The sequence below is a fragment of the Roseovarius sp. genome, assembly GCF_030373445.1.
GTDB lineage: Bacteria > Pseudomonadota > Alphaproteobacteria > Rhodobacterales > Rhodobacteraceae > Roseovarius.
Genome location: NZ_JAUCYU010000012.1, coordinates 129,631 through 147,311, shown reverse-complemented (window position 1 = coordinate 147,311; position 17,681 = coordinate 129,631). Strand labels below are relative to the sequence as shown.

The window sequence follows — 17,681 nt, the reverse complement described above, 5'->3', positions numbered from 1 at the left end:
GGGTCCGCCATGTCCGAACTGAAAACCTATCCCCCCGCTGCCGAGATTGCCGCGAACGCCCACGTGGACGCCGCGAAATACGAGGAGATGTACGCGGCCTCGATCAGCGACCCCGACACCTTCTGGAAGGAACACGGCCAGCGCGTCGACTGGATCAAGCCGTTCAGCAAGATCAAGGATATCGATTTCACCCTTGGCAACGTCTCGATCAAGTGGTTCGAGGATGGCCAGCTCAACGTCGCCGCCAACTGCGTCGACCGCCATCTCGAGAAACGCGGCGACCAGACGGCCATCATCTGGGAAGCCGACGACCCCAACGAGCCGTCCAAGCACATCACCTACCGCGACCTTTCCGAACAGGTGAACAAGCTCTCCAACGTCTACAAGGAGCTGGGCGTCGGCCGCGGCGACCGCGTCGTTCTCTACATGCCGATGATCCCCGAGGCGGCCTATGCCATGCTGGCCTGTGCCCGCATCGGCGCCATCCACTCGATCGTCTTCGCCGGCTTCTCGCCCGAGGCGCTGGCCGCCCGCGTCAGCGGCTGCGAGGCCAAGCTGATCGTCACCGCCGACCAGGCCCCGCGCGGCGGCCGCAACACGGCGCTCAAGTCCAACGTCGACAAGGCGCTCGAGATCAGCGGCGACACCAAGGTCCTGATGGTCGAGCGCACCGGCGCCGATGTCGACATGAAGGAGGGCCGCGATTTCACCTACGCCGCCCTGATGGACAAGGCCTCGGCCGACTGTGCGCCCGAGGCGATGAACGCCGAGGACCCGCTCTTCATCCTCTATACCTCCGGGTCCACCGGCGCGCCCAAGGGCGTGGTGCACACCACCGGCGGCTACCTCGTCTGGGCCTCGATGACGCACGAGATCACCTTCGACTACCATGACGGCGATATCTACTGGTGTTCCGCCGACGTGGGCTGGGTCACCGGGCACAGCTACATCGTCTACGGGCCGCTGGCCAACGGCGCCACGACCCTGATGTTCGAGGGCGTGCCCACCTACCCCGACGCCAGCCGCTTCTGGCAGGTCTGCGAGAAGCACAAGGTGAACCAGTTCTACACCGCCCCCACCGCTATCCGCGCGCTGATGGGCCAGGGCACCGAGTATGTCGAGAAATGCGACCTCTCCACCCTGAAGATCCTCGGCACCGTGGGCGAGCCCATCAACCCCGAGGCGTGGGAGTGGTATCACAACATCGTCGGCAAGGGTAAGGTGCCCATCGTCGACACCTGGTGGCAGACCGAGACGGGCGGCCACCTGATGACCCCCCTGCCCGGCGCCCACGCGCTCAAGCCCGGCGCGGCGATGAAGCCGTTCTTCGGCGTCAAACCCGCCGTGCTCGACCCGCAATCGGGCGAGGAGATCACCGAGAACCCGGCCGAGGGCGTGCTCGTCATCACCGACAGCTGGCCCGGCCAGATGCGCACCGTCTGGGGCGATCACGAGCGGTTCGAGAAGACCTATTTCTCCGACTACAAGGGCTATTACTTCTCGGGCGACGGCTGCCGCCGCGATGCCGACGGCGATTACTGGATCACCGGCCGCGTCGACGACGTGATCAACGTCTCGGGCCACCGGATGGGCACCGCCGAGGTGGAATCGGCGCTGGTCGCGCACCCGAAAGTGTCCGAGGCCGCCGTGGTGGGCTACCCGCACAACATCAAGGGCCAGGGCATCTACTGCTACGTCACCCTCATGTCGGGCGAAGAGCCGTCGGAAGAGCTCCGCAAGGAGCTGCGCGACTGGGTCCGCAAGGAGATCGGCCCCATCGCCTCGCCCGACCTCATCCAGTGGGCGCCCGGCCTGCCGAAAACCCGCTCGGGCAAGATCATGCGCCGCATCCTGCGCAAGATCGCCGAGAACGACTACGGCGCGCTCGGCGACACCTCGACCCTCGCCGATCCCGGCGTAGTCGACGACCTGATCGACAACCGCATGAACCGCGAGTGATTTCCCTGTCGCCGGGCCCTTTCGGGGGCCCGGCCGGGCCGCCTCGGGCCGGTGCCATCGCGCCGGCCTTTTTTTGTGCGATGCCACGGGGGATTATCCCGCCCCGAGGCCTGTTTCCGACCTCCGGTCGCAAACGCGCTTGACGGTACTGGCCGCGAACGGCAAGCGTGCCGGCATGGCCACATGCACACCCGACACCCTCCATGCGCCATCGCGCACGGCGCACGGCATTGCCTGCGTCCTCGTCGGCATGTGCCTCTTCGCCGGACAGGACGCCTTCATGAAGTCCCTGCTCCTGACCTACCCGATCTGGATGCTGATCTTCGTGCGCTCCTGCGCCGCCGTGCTGGTGCTGGTGCCGCTGATCCTGGTGCTGGGCGGGCCGCACCGGCTAACCTCGCCGCTCTGGCGGCTGCACCTGCTGCGGGCGGCGCTGTTCTCGGTCGGGTTCTCGCTGTTCTACACCGCCTTTCCCTTCATGGGGCTGGCCGAGGTCACCACGATCTTCTTCTCCGCCCCGCTGATGATCGCGGTGATGGCGGCGGTCTTCCTCAAGGAGACCATCGGCATCCACCGGATCGGCGCACTCGTCACCGGCTTCGCGGGCGTGCTCATCGCCATGAACCCCGCGGGCGACAATTTCACCTGGATCTCGATCCTGCCCCTGGTCTGCGCGGCCTTCTACGCCGCCTCGCAGATCCTCGCCCGGCAGATCGGCGAGCGGGAATCGAGCCTCACCGTCGGTCTCTACACCCTCGCCTTCACCGGGCCGATCCTGCTGGGCATGGGCTACCTGCTCAACAGCGTGCTGACATTCGGGCCCGAGTTTCATCACCTCCGCTGGGCGATCCCGGCGGAAACGCTCACCGACCTGCCCACGCTGGCCCTGTTGGGGCTGATCGGCATGGCCGCCTATATCCTGCTGTCCCGCGGCTACCAGGTGGCCGATGCCAGCATCATCGCGCCCTTCGACTACAGCTACCTGCCCATAGCCTCGGTGATGGCATGGCTGCTCTGGGGCGAGGTGCCGGCGCTCACCACGATCCTCGGCATGGCGCTGATCGTGGCCAGCGGGCTCTATATCGGCTACCGCGAATTGCGTGCCGCCCGCACCGGGAAAGAGGCCGTCTACGTGGCCGAAACGGTCACCGTTCCGGGCAGCCCCCACCCGCAAAAAGTTCCCGACGATCAGACATGGCCCTGACCGTAAGCAACATTTTGCCGGTACGGGCCTGAACCCTCTGCAAAAATTTGCCGTCCGCAAAACTGGTTCTTCCGCTTTCGCCAAAGAAACCTAGCTTCCAATCAGCGAAATCGCGGCAAAACGCCGCCACAAATCGGAGGATTTCCATGAGACAGACCGTTCTCGCCCTTGCCCTCACCGCGCCCGTCGCTGTTGCCGGCTGCATGACACCCCAGCAGCAGAACCAGGTTGGTGGCGCGCTGATCGGCGGCAGCCTCGGCTTCATCACCGCCAAGGCCCTTGACGCCGACAGCGACTGGACCGTCGTCTCGACCCTCGGCGGCGCCGCGGCCGGTACGCTGGTCGCCCGCAACGCCGCGAACAACCAGTGCGCCTACGCCACCGGCGACGGCCGCTACCGCCGCGGCCCGTGCTGAGGCACCTGAGAAGTCAACTGACTTGAAGCGACCCGCCGGGGCATCCCTCCGGCGGGCGTTTTTTTATCCCCGCCCGCGATAGGGCGGCACGCCCTGGTCGGGAATCCACACCCCCTCGGGCATGGGTCCGGTCTGGTAGAACACGTCGATCGGAATGCCCCCGCGCGGGTACCAGTACCCCCCGATCCGTAGCCATTGCGGCTCAAGGAACTCCACCAGCCTCCGGGCAATCGACACGGTGCAATCCTCGTGGAACGCCCCGTGATTGCGGAAACTGCCCAGGAACAGCTTCAGCGACTTGCTCTCCACCAGCCATTCCCCCGGCACGTAGTCGATCACCAGGTGCGCGAAATCGGGCTGCCCCGTCATCGGGCAGAGCGAGGTAAACTCCGGCGCCGTGAACCGCACGTTGTAGGCCACGTCCGCCTGCGGGTTCTGCACCCGCTCCAGCTCGGCCTCCTCGGGGCTTTGTGGCATCGATGTCGCCCCGCCCAGCTGTTTCAGCCCCTTGTAGATATCGTCGCTCATCGCATCATCCCCTCAGACGCCCCGCTTGTTGCCCCACAGCATGACATGCAGCTGCGGCAGCACCCTTGCCCCGTACCACTTGTCCTCGACCACCTTGTCGACCAGCCAGCGCATCCGGTCGTCGATCCCCGCATGGTCGACCGTGGCACTGTCGTTCTCGGGCGGCGGCGGCGTGTGGTTGCCGGGCTGCAGGTAGACCGGCAACTCCCGGAACCGCTCCGACGCCTCGCGCGCATAGGCGTAATCCGCCTCGTCGAACACCACGATCTTCAAGACCGTCGGCGCCGCCTTCGCCGCCCGCACGCAATTCGCCACGATCCGCCAGTCGGTGCCCATCCCCGATGACGGCGGCTTGGGGCTCAGCACCAGCATCCGCAAATCGGCAAACCAGGGCTTCACCACCGAGCCTTGGGTTTCCATCGCGAAGCTGTAGCCCTTCGCGACCCCCTGCTCGATCAGCCGGTCAAGCGGCTGGGTTGCCGGGTTGCCCCCCGACAGCGTCACCATGATCGGCTTGCCGCCAGAAAGCCGCTCGATCTCGGCCATGATATCCTCGGGCGGCATCGCCCGCCATGTCTCGCGATACTCCGAATCCACCGCGTGCAGGCTGTCGCACCACGAACAGCGGTAGTCGCACCCGCCCGTCCGCACGAACACCGTCGGCTGCCCGATCAGCGCCCCCTCGCCCTGGATCGTCGGCCCGAATATCTCCGAAACCCGGATGGTGTCGCGCGTGGTCATGGCCGGTACTCGGCCCATGTCTTGGGCGTCTCGCTGACCTTCACGGCCGCGGTCTCCGGCCACCGCGCGGCGCACCAGTCGTAAAAATGCTTCGCCAGCCGCTCGGCCGTGACCATGTCATCCTCCAGAACATCGTTCAGGTGCCGGTGATCGAAGTCGTCGTCGATATACCGCTTCAGCGGCGCCAACTCGTGATAATCCCGCACGAACCCATGCGCGTTGAGCTCCGCACTCGCCAACTCCACCACGACCACGTAATTGTGCCCGTGCAGCCGCCCGCACTGGTGCTCCGGCGGCAGCTCCGTCAGCTGGTGCGAAGCCGAAAACGCGAATTCCTTGGTGATCCGGTACATCAGGCCCGCTCCACCGCTTCCCGCCAGTAATCGGGGTCGGCATAGACGGTCGGGTCCTCGACCCCCGCAATATCGAACGCCTCGCGCCGCTCGACACAGGTGCCGCAACGCCCGCAATGCACCGCGCCGCCCTTGTAGCACGACCATGTCTCGGCAAACGGCGTGCCGTGCTTCGCCCCCTCACTCACGATATCGGCCTTCGAGATGGTCACGAACGGCGTGTAAAGCTGCACCTCGGCCACACCCTCAAGCGCATGATTTTGCATCGTCTGAAACGCGTCGATAAATCCGGGGCGGCAATCGGGATAGATGAAGTGATCCCCCCCGTGCACCGCCGCCGCCACCGCATCGGCCTTCTCGGCCGCCGCCATGCCGAAGGCGATCGCCAGCATGATGGCGTTGCGGTTGGGCACGATGGTGATCTTCATCGTCTCCTCGGCATAATGCCCGTCGGGCACGTCGACATCGTCGGTGAGGGCCGACCCCGACAGGGCGGCGCCCACATTCGAGATATCCACCACCTTGTGCGGCACGCCCAGGCGCTTGGCACAGGCCGCCGCGTATTCGACCTCTTTCACATGCCGCTGCCCGTAGTCAAAGGACAGCAGGCCCCGCAGGCGGTGTTCCGCCGCGACCTTGTACGCGAGCGACACGGAATCGAGCCCGCCCGAGCAGATGACAATCGTATCCATGGTTGTGACCCTTGTTTTGTTATGCGGGTAGGCTGCGACCGCAGGGCGGCTGACTAACGCCGCGCCTCATCGAATGCAAGGGGAAGGGTCATCGGGCGCTCCCGTCGGCAAAAACACCGACAAGATACCGACGTTATACCGACGCGATACCGACGTCGCGTTTCCGGGCCTACTGCGCCGCCTCGACCCGCACCGGATCGGCGCTGGTGCCGTCCTCCAGGCTTTCATGCAGCAGCCAGTCGCGCATCGCCGCGATGCGCGGGTCATCGGCCCGTGCTTCCGGGTAAGCCACTGAATATATGACCTTCGGCGCCGTCTCGATATCGAAGAGCCTTACCAGCCGCCCTTCCTCCAGCGTCGCCCGCGCGATCCCATCCCACGCCAGCGCCACCCCCTGTCCCCGCTCGGCGGCGGTCAGGTTGATATCGCAATTTGCGTTGAACCTGCCCCCGAGGCCCTCCTCCGGCGCCACCACCCCCGCCGCCCGGAACCAGTCGCCCCAGCAATCGAGCACCTGGTCGCGCAACAGCGGCTCGCGCAAAAGGTCCCGCGGCGTCCTGATCCGCGCGGCCACGTCGGGGCTCGCCACCGGGAAGCGCACGGATTTCAGCATCGGAAGCACGTGGCAGCCGGGGATCGGGCTGTCGCACCAATGCACGATCAAGTCCGCGTCATTGCTGGCAAAATCCGTATCCGGCGCCCCGGCAGCCGTGGTCACCGACAGGGCCTCGCGCAACGGGCACCGCTCCAGCCGCGGCACCAGCCAGCGGGCATTGAACGCCGCCGTCGCCTGCACCCGGAACGGCCCGGCCCCGGCCCCTGCCGTGGCCCGGTCCGTCGCGGCGAAAAGCCCGCCGATAAGGCCGGAAAGCGCCCCGGCATACTCCGCCCCCGCCCGTGTCAGCGCCAGCCTGTTCGCCGCCCGCACGAAGACCGGCTGGCCCAAATGATCCTCCAGCGTCCTGACCTGGTGGCTGATCGCCGAGGGGGTCACGCACAGCTCCTCGGCCGCCGCCTTGAAGCTCAGATGCCGGGCGGCGGCCTCGAAGGCGCGGATGGCGGAGAACGGGGGAAGCGGGCGCTGGGTCATGGGTGAACGCGGTTCATCTGCGGTTGAGGAACGATCCTTTGAGGCTTTCTTTACCCAAGGTTAGCATGACTCCCACGTTCAGCAAAATTTTACGGAGGGTGCCATGCAACCCCTGCCCCGGTTCGCGCTTGCGCGGATCGCCCCGATCGCTATTGCCCTTTGGCTCGGCCTCGGCCCGCTCACCGCCCACGCCGCCGAACCGGAGCCCGACTGGCAGCGCGCGACCACCCTGCCCGATCTCATCGCCACGCTCGACCATTGGCTCGACGCCGAAAGCCCCTATCCGCCACGCACCACCGCGCCGCGCCTCCGCCTGATCTCACCCCAGCGGGCGCGCGCCATGTCCGACAGCGGCGGGCGGCTGGGCGCGACCCGCCGCGGCCTCTATGACCCGGATACCCAAACCATTTTCCTCGTCCGCCCGTGGTCGATGCGCAACCCGCAGGACGTGAGTGTCCTCTTGCACGAACTCACCCACCACCGGCAGGCCACGGCGCGGCACTGGTACTGCCCCGGCCAGCAGGAACTGCCCGCCTACCGGCTTCAGGCGGCATGGCTGGCCGAACGGGGCGAAAGCATTTCGATCAACTGGATCGCCGCCAGCCTCGCGGCAGGCTGCACGCCCGACGATTTCCACCCGAATTAACCATTCGTTAACCAAGACTCGCCCCGGGGCTTCCCATGCCAGTGGTGCGATACTGGGGCCGCGGCGTCACCTGGCCCGCGGCCCTTTTTTGCACAACGGCGCTTTCGCCCGGCGGCAAGGGCTCCTAGGCTGACCCCACCAAGAACGAAGGACAGCCCATGTGCTCAGACCCCGGCACCGCCACCCCGACCGTGATGATCGACAACGACCGCGTGCGCGTCACCGAATGGCGCTTCGCCAAACGCGGCGACAACACCGGCTGGCACCGCCACGCCTTTGATTACATCGTGGTTCCGCTCTTCGACGGCGTGCTCGAGATCGACCTCGGCAATGGCGAGCGGGTCACCGCGCCCATGCAGAACGGCGTGCCCTATTTCCGCGAACTGGGCGTCGAGCATGACGTGATCAACGGCAACGATTTCGAATGCGCCTTCGTCGAGGTCGAGCTGCTGGAGCCCAAGCCCGGTTAACCGCCCGCCCCCTCCTCCAGCCGCTTGCGCAGCTCGGTCTTCAACACCTTGCCATAGTTGTTCTTCGGCAAGTCCGGCACGGCAAAATACGCCTTCGGCCGCTTGAACCGCGCGATATGCTCGCGGCAATGCGCGTCCAGCGCCGCCTCGTCCAGCGCCCCCTCGCACACCACGAAGGCCACCACGTCCTCGCCCCATTCCGGGTCAGGCCGGCCGACCACCGAGACCTCGCTGACCGTGCCGTGCATCAGCAGGCATTCCTCCACCTCGCGGGGATAGATATTCGTCCCGCCCGAGATGATCACGTCCTTCGAACGGTCCTGCAGCGTCACGAACCCGTCGGCATCCATCGTGCCGATATCGCCGGTCATCAACCAGCCATCCTTCAGCGTCTTCGCCGTTCCCTCCGGGTTCTCCCAGTACCCCCGCATCACCACGTCGCCGCGCACCATGATCTCGCCAGGCTCGCCCACGGCACGAGGGGCGCCCTCTGCATCGCCGATCCTCACCTCTACCCCGGCCTGCGCCCGCCCGACCGAGCCCAGCCGCTCCCGCCAGCGCGGATGCGTCCGGTCGGCCACCTCCTCGCGGCTCAGCGCGGAAATGCCCATCGGCGCCTCGCCCTGCCCGTAAATCTGCACGAAGACCGGCCCGAACACCTCCACCGCCTCGACGATATCGGCCACGTACATCGGCCCGCCGCCATAGACCACGCTGCGCAGCCCCTCGCCGCCATAGCCTGCCGCCTTCGCCGCCTGCGTCATCCGCTTGACCATCGTCGGCGCGGCGAACAGGTGCAGGTTGCCCAGGCGCTTCGCCAGGTCGAAAATCTCCCCCGGCTCGAACCCGCCCGAGGCGGGGCAGACATGCCGCGCCCCCATCAGCACATGCACCGGCGCATAAAGCCCCGCCCCATGGCTCATCGGCGCGGCATAAAGCGTGGCATCGGCCGGCGTCACCGGGTCGACGCTGGCAAGATAGGTCAGCGAGGTGGCAATCAGCATCCGGTGGGTGATCATCACCCCCTTGGGCCGCCCCGTGGTGCCGGAGGTGTAGAACAGCCACGCCAGGTCATCGAGCTCTCGCGGCGCCGGGCCCGCCACCGGCTCGGCCTCCATCGCCCCGGCAAAGGCGCCGCCGGTCACGTCGACCACCGCCGCCTCGACATCGGCCTCGTCCAGCGCCCCGGCCAGGTCGGGCGTCGCGAAGCACATCTTCGCCCCCGAATGCCCAAGGATCCACGCCGCCTCGCGCCCGTGCAGCTTGGCATTGATCGGCACCGCCACCGCCCCGGCATACCAGACGCCGTAAAAGGCGATCAGGAATTCGGGGCAGTTCTTCATGAAGATCCCCACCCGGTCGCCCGGCCCGATCCCCTGCGCGCCCAGCCAGCCCGCCAGCCGCGCCGCGCGATCATGGAACCCGGCGTAATCCGCCACCGGCTCCGCCCCCAGGTAGATCGCCGCCTCGCCGCCACGCATCTGCGCCGTCCGCATCAGCCACTGACCGATGTTCATGCCTGTCCTCCCTCGCCGGCTTCGGCGCCACCAAACCACCGCCCCGCGCCGCAATCAATTCCGTAGAATCACGCATGCCCGCTTGGCGCGCCCGGGCGGCCAAGGCATAGTGCGCCAATGCAGATCAAGGAAATGGCCTTCGACCACGCGCCTGTGGGGCTGGCGGTGCTCGAAAACCGCATCATCCGCCAGTGCAACCGCCAGTTCGCCGCCATCTTCGGCGGTGCTCCGGAGGAGTATGCCGGCATTCCGCTGGCCCATTACTACCCCTCGATCGAGGATTACCGCCGCATCGGCGAACGCGGCCTCAAGGCCATGCGCCTGACCGGCACCTACCACGACGAACGGGTGATGAAACGGCGCGACGGCACGCTCTTCTGGTGCCGCGTGCGGGGCCAGTCGGTCACCCCCGACGACCCTTTCGCCCGCGGCGTCTGGTCCTTCGCCGACCTCTCCGACGAACGCCCGCTGGTGGAACTCACCCAGCGCGAGCGCGAGGTCGCCATCCTCACCTGCCGCGGCCTGACCTCCAAGGAGATCGGTCTCGAGCTCGGCCTCTCCTACCGCACGGTCGAGGTCTACCGCGCCCGCCTGCTCGATAAGTTCCAGGCCCGCAAGCTGGCCGAACTGGTGGCAAAGCTCTCCGGCATGCCCCTCTGAGCGTGGCCGCGCCGCCCGCCCCAGCCCCCGCTTCAGCAAAATTTCGCGTTTCCCCTCGCAATTTTTGCGCGCTTGCCCCACCTTGAATGGCAAAGCGCCGCTTTTCTCGCCCTTCGGCTTCCCCTATAAGCGGCAAAAACATGCGACCGGCGAAAGGTCGCTTCTGGTCGAGGACTGAGATGGCGAACAAAACCCACGACACCGACGTAGCCTTTATCCGTGCCCTGGCGGAGCTGCTGAACGAGAACGATCTGACCGAATTGCAGGTCAAGCGCGACTACGGCGAAAACGACAGCCTGAACGTCCGCGTCAGCCGCAAGACCGAGGTCGTGACCCACATGGCCGCCCCCGCGGCGCCCGCCCCCGCGGCCCCGGCGGCCCCCGCCGCCCCGGCCCCGGCCGCACCCGCCGACGCGGGCCCGGGCGAGGATCCGGCCAGCCACCCCGGCGCCGTCACCTCGCCGATGGTCGGCACCGTCTACATGCAGGCCGAACCGGGCGCCCCGCCCTTCGTCTCGGTCGGCGACAAGGTTTCCGAGGGCGACACCGTGCTGATCGTCGAGGCGATGAAGACGATGAACCACATCCCCGCCCCGCGCGCCGGCACCGTCAAGCGCATCCTCGTCGAAGACGGCGCCGCCGTCGAATACGGCGCCCCGCTCATCATCCTCGAATAAGGCCGCACCCATGTTCGACAAGATCCTTGTGGCCAACCGGGGCGAGATCGCCCTTCGCGTGATCCGCGCCGCCCGCGAGATGGGCATCCGCTCGGTCGCCGTGCACTCGACCGCCGATGCCGACGCGATGCATGTCCGCATGGCCGACGAGAGCGTCTGCATCGGCCCGCCGCCGGGCTCCGACAGCTACCTGTCGATCCCCTCGATCATCGCCGCCTGCGAGGTGACGGGCGCCCAGGCCATCCACCCGGGCTACGGCTTTCTCTCCGAGAACGCCAATTTCGTGCAGATCGTCGAGGATCACGACCTGACCTTCATCGGCCCCACGGCCGAGCATATCCGGATCATGGGCGACAAGATCACCGCCAAGGACACGATGAAGGACCTCGGCGTGCCCTGCGTCCCCGGCTCCGATGGCGGCGTGCCCAATGTCGACGCGGCCAGGAAGCTCTGCGACGAGATCGGCTACCCGGTCATCGTCAAGGCCACCGCCGGCGGCGGCGGGCGCGGCATGAAGGTGGCACAGGATGCCGCCGGGCTCGAACGCGCCTTCCTCACCGCCCGGTCCGAGGCCAAGGCCGCCTTCGGCAATGACGAGGTCTATATCGAGAAATACCTCACCACGCCGCGCCACATCGAGATCCAGGTCTTCGGCGACGGCAAGGGCAAGGCCGTCCACCTGGGCGAGCGCGACTGCTCGCTCCAGCGCCGCCACCAGAAGGTGCTGGAAGAGGCCCCCGGCCCCGCCATCTCGGAGGAAGAGCGCGAGCGGATCGGCAAGATCTGCGCCGACGCCGTGGCGCGCATCAACTACGCCGGCGCCGGCACGATCGAGTTCCTCTACGAGAATGGCGAGTTCTACTTCATCGAGATGAACACCCGCCTGCAGGTCGAACACCCCGTGACCGAGGCGATCTTCGACGTCGACCTCGTGCAGGAACAGATCCGCGTGGCCGAGGGCTACCCGATGTCCTTCACGCAGGAAGACCTCAAGATCAACGGCCACGCCATCGAGGTGCGGATCAACGCCGAGAAACTGCCCGAATTTTCGCCCCGCCCCGGCACCATCACCCAGTTCCACGCCCCCGGGGGCCTCGGCGTGCGGATGGATTCGGCGCTCTATGACGGCTACAAGATCCCGCCCTATTACGACTCGCTCATCGCCAAGCTCATCGTCCACGGCCGCGACCGCCAGTCGGCGCTGGCCCGGCTCAACCGGGCATTGGGCGAGCTGATCGTCGACGGGGTCGACACCACCGTGCCGCTCTTCCACGCGCTCCTGCAGGAAGAGGACATCCAGACCGGCGCCTACAACATCCACTGGCTCGAAAAATGGCTGGAAACCAACCTGCGCGGCTGATCCCGCCATCCCGCCCGGCTTCTTCTGGCCTCCAAGTATCCCGGGGAGCGTTGAAGTACTCAAGGATTTCAACGTGGGGCAGCGCCCCCTTGCCCGCCGCCGTCTCCCAGTGGCCTCGCCCATGAAGGACGACGCCCCCCTCCTCAGCCCCCAGCTCATCCTCGGGGCCTATGCCTCGGGCATCTTCCCGATGGCCGAATCGCGCGACGACCCCGAGATCTTCTGGGTCGACCCGCGCCGCCGCGGCATCCTCCCGATGAGCGGCTTCCACATCTCGCGCAGTCTCGCCCGCCGCATCCGGCGCGGCGGCTACGATGTGACGCTCAACGCCGATTTCGACGCGGTCGTCGCCACCTGTGCCGACCGGTCCGAAACATGGATCAACGACGAAATCGCCGGCATCTACGGCACGCTGCACGATCTGGGCCACGCCCATTCACTGGAAATCTGGCAGGCGGGGCAGTTGGCCGGCGGCGTCTACGGCGTAGCACTCGGCGCGGCGTTCTTCGGGGAAAGCATGTTCTCGCGCCGCACCGACGGCTCGAAACTGGCGCTGGCGCATCTCACCCATCACCTGCACGCCTGCGGCTTCACCCTCTTTGACACGCAGTTCCTGACCCCGCACCTCGCCACGCTGGGCGCCACGGAAATCTCCCGCGCGCGCTATCGCTCGTTGCTGCACGAGGCGCTGGAAATGCCGGTTTCGATCAATGCAGTGTCGTTCGACCCGTCGCCTCAGCCGGTCTTGCAGCGCAGGACCCAGACGTCGTAGCGCGGATGCTCCAGCGCGTTGATCGCCGGGGACGAGGCCACCATCCAGCCGGAAAACACCTCGTCGCCGCTGGCGGTATCGGTGATCGTCAGGAAGGCAAAGGCATCGCCCGCGGCATCGCCCTCGGGATAGCGGCACTCGCCCAGCCGGACGGTCAGCCGGCCATACTCGGTGCTTTGCCCGCTTTGCAGCTCGATATCGGTGACGCTGGCATTGACCTTGTCGAGACCACGCAGCACCACGCCGGTGCCGATCTCCACGGCGTTCTCCTGCGCCACGGCCAGGCCCGCGAAGCAGGCCAGCACCACCCCCGCCAAGGCCCGCCTCATTCCGCAGACCCCTCGTCGTCACCGGCCACGAATTTCATCAGCAGGCTGACCAGGCTGACCGAGCTCTGCGTGAACTCGATCTCCGATCCGGGTTCGAGGAAGAAGGGCGAGCCGCCCGGCAGGATCTCGACGTAATTGCCGCCCAGAAGCCCCTCGGACGAGATCGCCACGGCGCTGTCGTCAGGCACGTCGATCCCCTCGCGCACGGAAAACCGTGTCGAGGCGCGGAAGGTCTGCGGGTCAAGCGCGATATCCGTGACCCGGCCCACCTTGACGCCCGCCAGCCGCACGTCGGTGCCCACGCTGACCCCGTCGGCGCTGCGGAAGCTGGCGCTCAGGTCATATTCCGGCTGCCCGCCGGAAAACCCCGTCACCTGGCCCGCGTAGACCATGAAGCCGATCGCCACCGCCAGAACGGCGCCGCCGACCAGGACTTCCGTCGTTTGCTGCGTGGACATGAGCCTGCCTTCTCCCGACCCGTGGCGCCGCCGTTACTCGGGGCTCCACGCCTCGTAATCGCGCCGCTCGACGGGTTCCGGCCGCCGGATCGAGCCCGCGGGCGCATAGGCCAGCGCCGTGCCCGTCAGGTTCTCCTCGTGCGGCTTCTCCCACGCCTTGCGCGGCAGCGGCCGCTCGGTCGGCGGTTCCTTGTAGGTGTAGTGCAGCCAGCCATGCCAGGCCGGGCTCACCCGGCTGGCCTCGGCCTCGCCGTTGAAGATCACCCAGCGGCGCTTGTCGTCGCGGTCGCGGTAGAAGACATTGCCCTGCTCGTCCTCGCCAACCTTCACACCCTTGCGCGAGGTGTAGATCAGCGTGTTGAGCGTGGCCCCGTTCCACCATGTCACGGCGCGCAGAAGCGTGTTGATGAGCCCCATGAAACCCTCCGGTGATGGCTCCCTCCGATATGGCGCATATGGCGGCAAAGGTCCAGTGCAGAAGGCCGGGTTTTCCAAGGCCGCCGCGCGTCCGGGGTAACGTCGCCCGCGAACGCCGCCCCAGGTCAGTCCAACACCACGATGCCGGTATGCTTGGATTTGTGCTCGGGTTCCACATGGATGGTGACGCGGGCGTCGGGCACCGCCTCACCCATCGCCGCCTCGACCCGGTCGCAAATCTCGTGGGCATCGTAGACGGTCATCTCCGCCGGCACGACGAGGTGGAAATCGATGAAGGTTGCGCTGCCGGCGTGGCGCGTCCTGAGGTCATGCGCCTCGACCGCGCCGCTCGCCTCGGTCGAGATCACGTCGCGCACCCGGGCAAGCGTCTCTTCCGGCACGGCCTCGTCCATCAGGCCGCTGAGCGACTGCGTCACCACGCGCGAGCCCGACCACAGGATATGCGCCGCGACCGCGGCCGCCATAAGCGGGTCGAGCACCCACCACCCGGTCAGCATCGCCATCAGAACACCGGCCGCCACGCCGGCGGATGTCACCACGTCCGTCCACAGGTGCTTGCCGTCGGCCACCAGCGCGGGCGATCTGAGCCCCCCGCCCCGCCGCACCAGCACCGAGGCCCACACGGCGTTCAGAACCGTCGCGGCACCGTTGATAAGCAGCCCTTCCAGGGGCGCGTCCAGCGCCTGCGGGCTGAACACCGTGGCATAGGCCTCGCGCAGGATGAACAGCGCGGCGACGATGATCATGACCCCTTCCAGCACCGCGCTGAAGAACTCGGCCTTGTGGTGGCCATAGGGGTGGTTGGCATCCGGCGGCCGCGCCGCGACACGGATCGCGACAAGCGCGGCAAAGGCGGTGGCAAGGTTCACCGTGCTTTCCAACGCGTCCGACAGCAGGGCGACAGACCCGGTCATCCACCACGCCAGCACCTTCAGGCACAGCACGACGCAGCCGATCACAAGACTGCCCAAAGCCAGCTTCAGCGCGTCAGACATGGCGTTCCCCTTTGGTCCTGTCGGCCATACAGGGTGGCGGTCGAACGCTCAAGACGTTGAATTCGCTAATGATAATAACTCTCATTAAAGCGTTTCGGGAAAACCCGAGATACAGGTTGTCGCGATACGCGCAGGATGCGCGAACCGGCGCGCGTTTCGCCTTTGCCTGACGCCTCGAGTCAAAGTCGAAACGCTTCGCCCCGGCACCCGGAATCGGAAAGGCCCCGGCGATCGTCTCGCCGGGGCCTTTCCAAATTCCCGTTATGCCGAAAAGCCTCAGCCGGCGCTGGTGCCTTCCTTCTTGGCATCCGCGTAGATCATCAGCGGCGCCGCGTCGGAGGTGACGGCCTCTTCGTTGACGACCACTTCCTCGACATTCTCCATGCCCGGCAGCTCGAACATCGTGTCGAGCAGGATATCCTCGAGGATCGAGCGCAGCCCGCGGGCACCCGTCTTGCGGGCGATGGCGCGCTTCGAGATGGCCTTCAGCGCGTCGTCGGTGAAGGTGAGCTGCGCATCCTCCAGCTCGAACAGGCGCTGGTACTGCTTGACCAGCGCGTTCTTCGGCTCGGTCAGGATGGTGACAAGCGCCTCTTCGTCGAGATCTTCCAGCGTCGCGATCACCGGCAGGCGGCCGACGAATTCCGGGATCAGACCGAATTTCAGAAGGTCTTCCGGCTCGAGATCGGTGAACACCTCGCCGATGCCGCGGGCATCCACGTCACGCACATCGGCGCCGAAGCCCATGGCGCTGCCCTTGCCGCGCTGCGAAATGATCTTGTCGAGCCCGGCAAACGCCCCGCCGCAGATGAACAGGATGTTGGTCGTGTCCACCTGCAGGAATTCCTGCTGCGGATGCTTGCGCCCGCCCTGCGGCGGCACCGCGGCGACCGTGCCTTCCATCAGCTTCAGAAGCGCCTGCTGCACCCCCTCGCCCGACACGTCGCGGGTGATCGAGGGGTTCTCGCTCTTGCGGGTGATCTTGTCGACCTCGTCGATATAGACGATGCCGCGCTGCGCCCGCTCGACATTGTACTCGCTCGATTGCAGCAGCTTGAGGATGATGTTCTCCACATCCTCGCCCACGTAGCCCGCTTCGGTCAGCGTGGTCGCGTCGGCCATGGTAAACGGCACATCCAGGATCCGCGCCAGCGTCTGCGCCAGCAGCGTCTTGCCGCAACCGGTCGGGCCGATCAGCAGGATGTTCGACTTCTGCAGCTCGATCTCGCTCTTGCCCGAGTTGTTCAGCCGCTTGTAGTGGTTGTGCACCGCGACCGAGAGAACCCGCTTGGCCATCGCCTGCCCGATCACGTAATCGTCGAGCACGTCGCAGATCTCGCGCGGCGTCGGCACGCCCTCGCTCGATTTAAGGCCGGCGCTCTTGGTCTCCTCGCGGATGATGTCCATGCACAGCTCGACACATTCGTCACAGATGAACACGGTCGGCCCGGCAATCAGTTTTCGCACCTCGTGCTGGCTTTTTCCGCAAAAGCTGCAGTACAGGGTGTTCTTGCTGTCGCCGTTGGAATTGTTCGCCATTCGTAACCTTTCGGGCCGTGCCCCGCCGACTTCCGGGTCAGGCCTGACCCATATATTCCATTCGCTTTCCCGCCAGCTTAAGACAGAGCCCCAGTCACCTCAATGTGAAAAATGGCCCTGCCCGTTTCGCCGGCTTTCCCGCCGATCAGGCGCCTTCGTCCGGGTCTTTCACCCGGTTCTCGACGATATCGTCGATCAGTCCCCAGGCCTTCGCCTCGCTGGGGTCCATGAAATTGTCACGCTCCAGCGCATCCTCGACCTTCTTCAGCGTCTGGCCGGTATGCTTGACGTAGATCTCGTTCAGCCGCCGCTTCAGCTTCAGCGTTTCCTCGGCATGGATCATGATATCCGTCGCCTGCCCCTGGTAGCCGCCCGAGGGCTGGTGCACCATGATTCGGCTGTTGGGCAGCGAAAAGCGCATCCCCTTGGCCCCCGCCGTCAGCAGAAGCGAGCCCATGCTCGCCGCCTGCCCGATGACCAGCGTGCTGACCTTGGGCTTGATGTACTGCATCGTGTCGTAGATCGACAGCCCGCTGGTGACCACGCCACCGGGGCTGTTGATGTACATGCTGATTTCCTTCGACGGGTTCTCCGCCTCGAGGTGCAGAAGCTGCGCCACGATCAGGCTCGACATGCCGTCATGCACCGGGCCGCTGACGAAGATGATCCGCTCCTTCAGGAGGCGCGAGAAGATGTCGTAGGCCCGTTCGCCCCGGCTGGTCTGTTCCACGACCATGGGCACGAGCGTGTTCATGTATACTTCGAATGGGTCTTTCATAATCCGCCTGCCTGCTTGAGTGTCCGACCCTTAACGGATCAGGTGCTAAGAGAGTCTTA

21 protein-coding genes are annotated in these 17,681 nt (G+C 66.3%); 9 read left to right on the top strand and 12 right to left on the bottom strand.

Annotated elements, in window-relative coordinates:
- Positions 1–9: 9 nt before the first annotated feature.
- From acs to QUV18_RS19720, 3 genes are all read left to right on the top strand, one after another.
- Positions 10–1,959 carry an acetate--CoA ligase gene (gene acs, locus QUV18_RS19730; RefSeq protein ID WP_300895808.1) on the top strand — a complete coding sequence of 650 codons (1,950 nt, stop codon included), beginning with the start codon at positions 10–12 and terminating at the stop codon, positions 1,957–1,959.
- A 175-nt stretch (positions 1,960–2,134) separates the two neighbouring features.
- Complete coding sequence (locus tag QUV18_RS19725; RefSeq protein WP_300895807.1) at positions 2,135–3,163, top strand: DMT family transporter; 1,029 nt, start codon at positions 2,135–2,137, stop codon at positions 3,161–3,163.
- A 146-nt stretch (positions 3,164–3,309) separates the two neighbouring features.
- Entirely contained in the window at positions 3,310–3,579 is a 270-nt protein-coding gene (locus QUV18_RS19720; RefSeq protein WP_300895806.1) for a glucose-6-phosphate isomerase, read from the top strand.
- Between the two features lie 63 nt (positions 3,580–3,642).
- On the opposite strand, the gene queF is transcribed toward QUV18_RS19720, so the two are convergent.
- From queF to QUV18_RS19695, 5 genes are all read right to left on the bottom strand, one after another.
- Complete coding sequence (queF, locus tag QUV18_RS19715) at positions 3,643–4,107, bottom strand: preQ(1) synthase (protein WP_300895805.1); 465 nt, start codon at positions 4,105–4,107, stop codon at positions 3,643–3,645.
- A 12-nt stretch (positions 4,108–4,119) separates the two neighbouring features.
- Positions 4,120–4,848: a 7-carboxy-7-deazaguanine synthase QueE gene (gene queE / locus QUV18_RS19710; protein ID WP_300895804.1), complete on the bottom strand. Its 729-nt coding sequence runs from the start codon at positions 4,846–4,848 to the stop codon at positions 4,120–4,122.
- On the bottom strand, positions 4,845–5,201 hold the full coding sequence (gene queD / locus QUV18_RS19705; protein ID WP_300895803.1) for a 6-carboxytetrahydropterin synthase QueD: 357 nt from the start codon (positions 5,199–5,201) through the stop codon (positions 4,845–4,847). The genes queE and queD overlap by 4 nt, the downstream gene beginning before the upstream one ends.
- Positions 5,201–5,893 carry a 7-cyano-7-deazaguanine synthase QueC gene (gene queC / locus QUV18_RS19700; RefSeq protein WP_300895802.1) on the bottom strand — a complete coding sequence of 231 codons (693 nt, stop codon included), beginning with the start codon at positions 5,891–5,893 and terminating at the stop codon, positions 5,201–5,203. The genes queD and queC overlap by 1 nt, the downstream gene beginning before the upstream one ends.
- A gap of 169 nt (positions 5,894–6,062) precedes the next feature.
- Positions 6,063–6,983: a LysR family transcriptional regulator gene (locus QUV18_RS19695; protein WP_300895801.1), complete on the bottom strand. Its 921-nt coding sequence runs from the start codon at positions 6,981–6,983 to the stop codon at positions 6,063–6,065.
- A gap of 103 nt (positions 6,984–7,086) precedes the next feature.
- On the opposite strand from QUV18_RS19695, the gene QUV18_RS19690 reads away from it, so the two are divergent.
- Both QUV18_RS19690 and QUV18_RS19685 read left to right on the top strand, forming a co-directional pair.
- Complete coding sequence (locus QUV18_RS19690) at positions 7,087–7,629, top strand: DUF6647 family protein (protein ID WP_300895800.1); 543 nt, start codon at positions 7,087–7,089, stop codon at positions 7,627–7,629.
- A 158-nt stretch (positions 7,630–7,787) separates the two neighbouring features.
- Positions 7,788–8,099: a cupin domain-containing protein gene (locus tag QUV18_RS19685; protein WP_300895799.1), complete on the top strand. Its 312-nt coding sequence runs from the start codon at positions 7,788–7,790 to the stop codon at positions 8,097–8,099.
- Here QUV18_RS19685 and QUV18_RS19680 read toward each other — a convergent pair.
- Positions 8,096–9,616 carry an AMP-binding protein gene (locus QUV18_RS19680; RefSeq protein ID WP_300895798.1) on the bottom strand — a complete coding sequence of 507 codons (1,521 nt, stop codon included), beginning with the start codon at positions 9,614–9,616 and terminating at the stop codon, positions 8,096–8,098. The two genes, QUV18_RS19685 and QUV18_RS19680, sit on opposite strands and share 4 nt — an antisense overlap.
- 117 nt (positions 9,617–9,733) lie before the next feature.
- Here QUV18_RS19680 and QUV18_RS19675 point away from each other — a divergent pair, with 117 nt between their 5' ends.
- The 4 genes from QUV18_RS19675 (at position 9,734) to aat (ending at position 13,085) form a co-directional block, all read left to right on the top strand.
- Positions 9,734–10,276, top strand: coding sequence for a LuxR C-terminal-related transcriptional regulator (locus tag QUV18_RS19675; protein ID WP_300895797.1), 543 nt, complete (start codon positions 9,734–9,736; stop codon positions 10,274–10,276).
- Between the two features lie 179 nt (positions 10,277–10,455).
- Positions 10,456–10,953, top strand: coding sequence for an acetyl-CoA carboxylase biotin carboxyl carrier protein (gene accB / locus QUV18_RS19670; RefSeq protein ID WP_300895796.1), 498 nt, complete (start codon positions 10,456–10,458; stop codon positions 10,951–10,953).
- 10 nt (positions 10,954–10,963) lie between these two features.
- On the top strand, positions 10,964–12,313 hold the full coding sequence (gene accC, locus QUV18_RS19665) for an acetyl-CoA carboxylase biotin carboxylase subunit (RefSeq protein WP_300895795.1): 1,350 nt from the start codon (positions 10,964–10,966) through the stop codon (positions 12,311–12,313).
- 121 nt (positions 12,314–12,434) lie between these two features.
- On the top strand, positions 12,435–13,085 hold the full coding sequence (gene aat / locus QUV18_RS19660; RefSeq protein ID WP_300895794.1) for a leucyl/phenylalanyl-tRNA--protein transferase: 651 nt from the start codon (positions 12,435–12,437) through the stop codon (positions 13,083–13,085).
- On the opposite strand, the gene QUV18_RS19655 is transcribed toward aat, so the two are convergent.
- The 6 genes from QUV18_RS19655 to QUV18_RS19630 form a co-directional block, all read right to left on the bottom strand.
- A complete protein-coding gene (locus QUV18_RS19655) occupies positions 13,049–13,414 on the bottom strand; it encodes a DUF2155 domain-containing protein (protein WP_300895793.1) in 366 nt (121 codons plus the stop codon). The two genes, aat and QUV18_RS19655, sit on opposite strands and share 37 nt — an antisense overlap.
- On the bottom strand, positions 13,411–13,872 hold the full coding sequence (gene mlaD / locus QUV18_RS19650) for an outer membrane lipid asymmetry maintenance protein MlaD (protein WP_300895792.1): 462 nt from the start codon (positions 13,870–13,872) through the stop codon (positions 13,411–13,413). Before mlaD ends, QUV18_RS19655 begins: the two co-directional genes overlap by 4 nt.
- Before the next feature lie 33 nt (positions 13,873–13,905).
- Entirely contained in the window at positions 13,906–14,289 is a 384-nt protein-coding gene (locus QUV18_RS19645; protein WP_300895791.1) for an NADH:ubiquinone oxidoreductase subunit NDUFA12, read from the bottom strand.
- A gap of 125 nt (positions 14,290–14,414) precedes the next feature.
- Positions 14,415–15,305 carry a cation diffusion facilitator family transporter gene (locus QUV18_RS19640; RefSeq protein WP_300895790.1) on the bottom strand — a complete coding sequence of 297 codons (891 nt, stop codon included), beginning with the start codon at positions 15,303–15,305 and terminating at the stop codon, positions 14,415–14,417.
- Positions 15,306–15,581: 276 nt separating this feature from the next.
- Complete coding sequence (clpX, locus tag QUV18_RS19635) at positions 15,582–16,844, bottom strand: ATP-dependent Clp protease ATP-binding subunit ClpX (protein ID WP_300895789.1); 1,263 nt, start codon at positions 16,842–16,844, stop codon at positions 15,582–15,584.
- A gap of 145 nt (positions 16,845–16,989) precedes the next feature.
- Positions 16,990–17,622, bottom strand: coding sequence for an ATP-dependent Clp protease proteolytic subunit (locus QUV18_RS19630; protein WP_300895788.1), 633 nt, complete (start codon positions 17,620–17,622; stop codon positions 16,990–16,992).
- Between the last annotated feature and the right edge of the window lie 59 nt (positions 17,623–17,681).

Coding starts and splice junctions, on each gene's coding strand:
- acs (WP_300895808.1), top strand. CDS start 10: ATGTCCGAACTGAAAACCTATCCCCCCGCTGCCGAGATTGCCGCGAAC.
- QUV18_RS19725 (WP_300895807.1), top strand. CDS start 2,135: ATGGCCACATGCACACCCGACACCCTCCATGCGCCATCGCGCACGGCG.
- QUV18_RS19720 (WP_300895806.1), top strand. CDS start 3,310: ATGAGACAGACCGTTCTCGCCCTTGCCCTCACCGCGCCCGTCGCTGTT.
- queF (WP_300895805.1), bottom strand. CDS start 4,107: ATGAGCGACGATATCTACAAGGGGCTGAAACAGCTGGGCGGGGCGACA.
- queE (WP_300895804.1), bottom strand. CDS start 4,848: ATGACCACGCGCGACACCATCCGGGTTTCGGAGATATTCGGGCCGACG.
- queD (WP_300895803.1), bottom strand. CDS start 5,201: ATGTACCGGATCACCAAGGAATTCGCGTTTTCGGCTTCGCACCAGCTG.
- queC (WP_300895802.1), bottom strand. CDS start 5,893: ATGGATACGATTGTCATCTGCTCGGGCGGGCTCGATTCCGTGTCGCTC.
- QUV18_RS19695 (WP_300895801.1), bottom strand. CDS start 6,983: ATGACCCAGCGCCCGCTTCCCCCGTTCTCCGCCATCCGCGCCTTCGAG.
- QUV18_RS19690 (WP_300895800.1), top strand. CDS start 7,087: ATGCAACCCCTGCCCCGGTTCGCGCTTGCGCGGATCGCCCCGATCGCT.
- QUV18_RS19685 (WP_300895799.1), top strand. CDS start 7,788: ATGTGCTCAGACCCCGGCACCGCCACCCCGACCGTGATGATCGACAAC.
- QUV18_RS19680 (WP_300895798.1), bottom strand. CDS start 9,616: ATGAACATCGGTCAGTGGCTGATGCGGACGGCGCAGATGCGTGGCGGC.
- QUV18_RS19675 (WP_300895797.1), top strand. CDS start 9,734: ATGCAGATCAAGGAAATGGCCTTCGACCACGCGCCTGTGGGGCTGGCG.
- accB (WP_300895796.1), top strand. CDS start 10,456: ATGGCGAACAAAACCCACGACACCGACGTAGCCTTTATCCGTGCCCTG.
- accC (WP_300895795.1), top strand. CDS start 10,964: ATGTTCGACAAGATCCTTGTGGCCAACCGGGGCGAGATCGCCCTTCGC.
- aat (WP_300895794.1), top strand. CDS start 12,435: ATGAAGGACGACGCCCCCCTCCTCAGCCCCCAGCTCATCCTCGGGGCC.
- QUV18_RS19655 (WP_300895793.1), bottom strand. CDS start 13,414: ATGAGGCGGGCCTTGGCGGGGGTGGTGCTGGCCTGCTTCGCGGGCCTG.
- mlaD (WP_300895792.1), bottom strand. CDS start 13,872: ATGTCCACGCAGCAAACGACGGAAGTCCTGGTCGGCGGCGCCGTTCTG.
- QUV18_RS19645 (WP_300895791.1), bottom strand. CDS start 14,289: ATGGGGCTCATCAACACGCTTCTGCGCGCCGTGACATGGTGGAACGGG.
- QUV18_RS19640 (WP_300895790.1), bottom strand. CDS start 15,305: ATGTCTGACGCGCTGAAGCTGGCTTTGGGCAGTCTTGTGATCGGCTGC.
- clpX (WP_300895789.1), bottom strand. CDS start 16,844: ATGGCGAACAATTCCAACGGCGACAGCAAGAACACCCTGTACTGCAGC.
- QUV18_RS19630 (WP_300895788.1), bottom strand. CDS start 17,622: ATGAAAGACCCATTCGAAGTATACATGAACACGCTCGTGCCCATGGTC.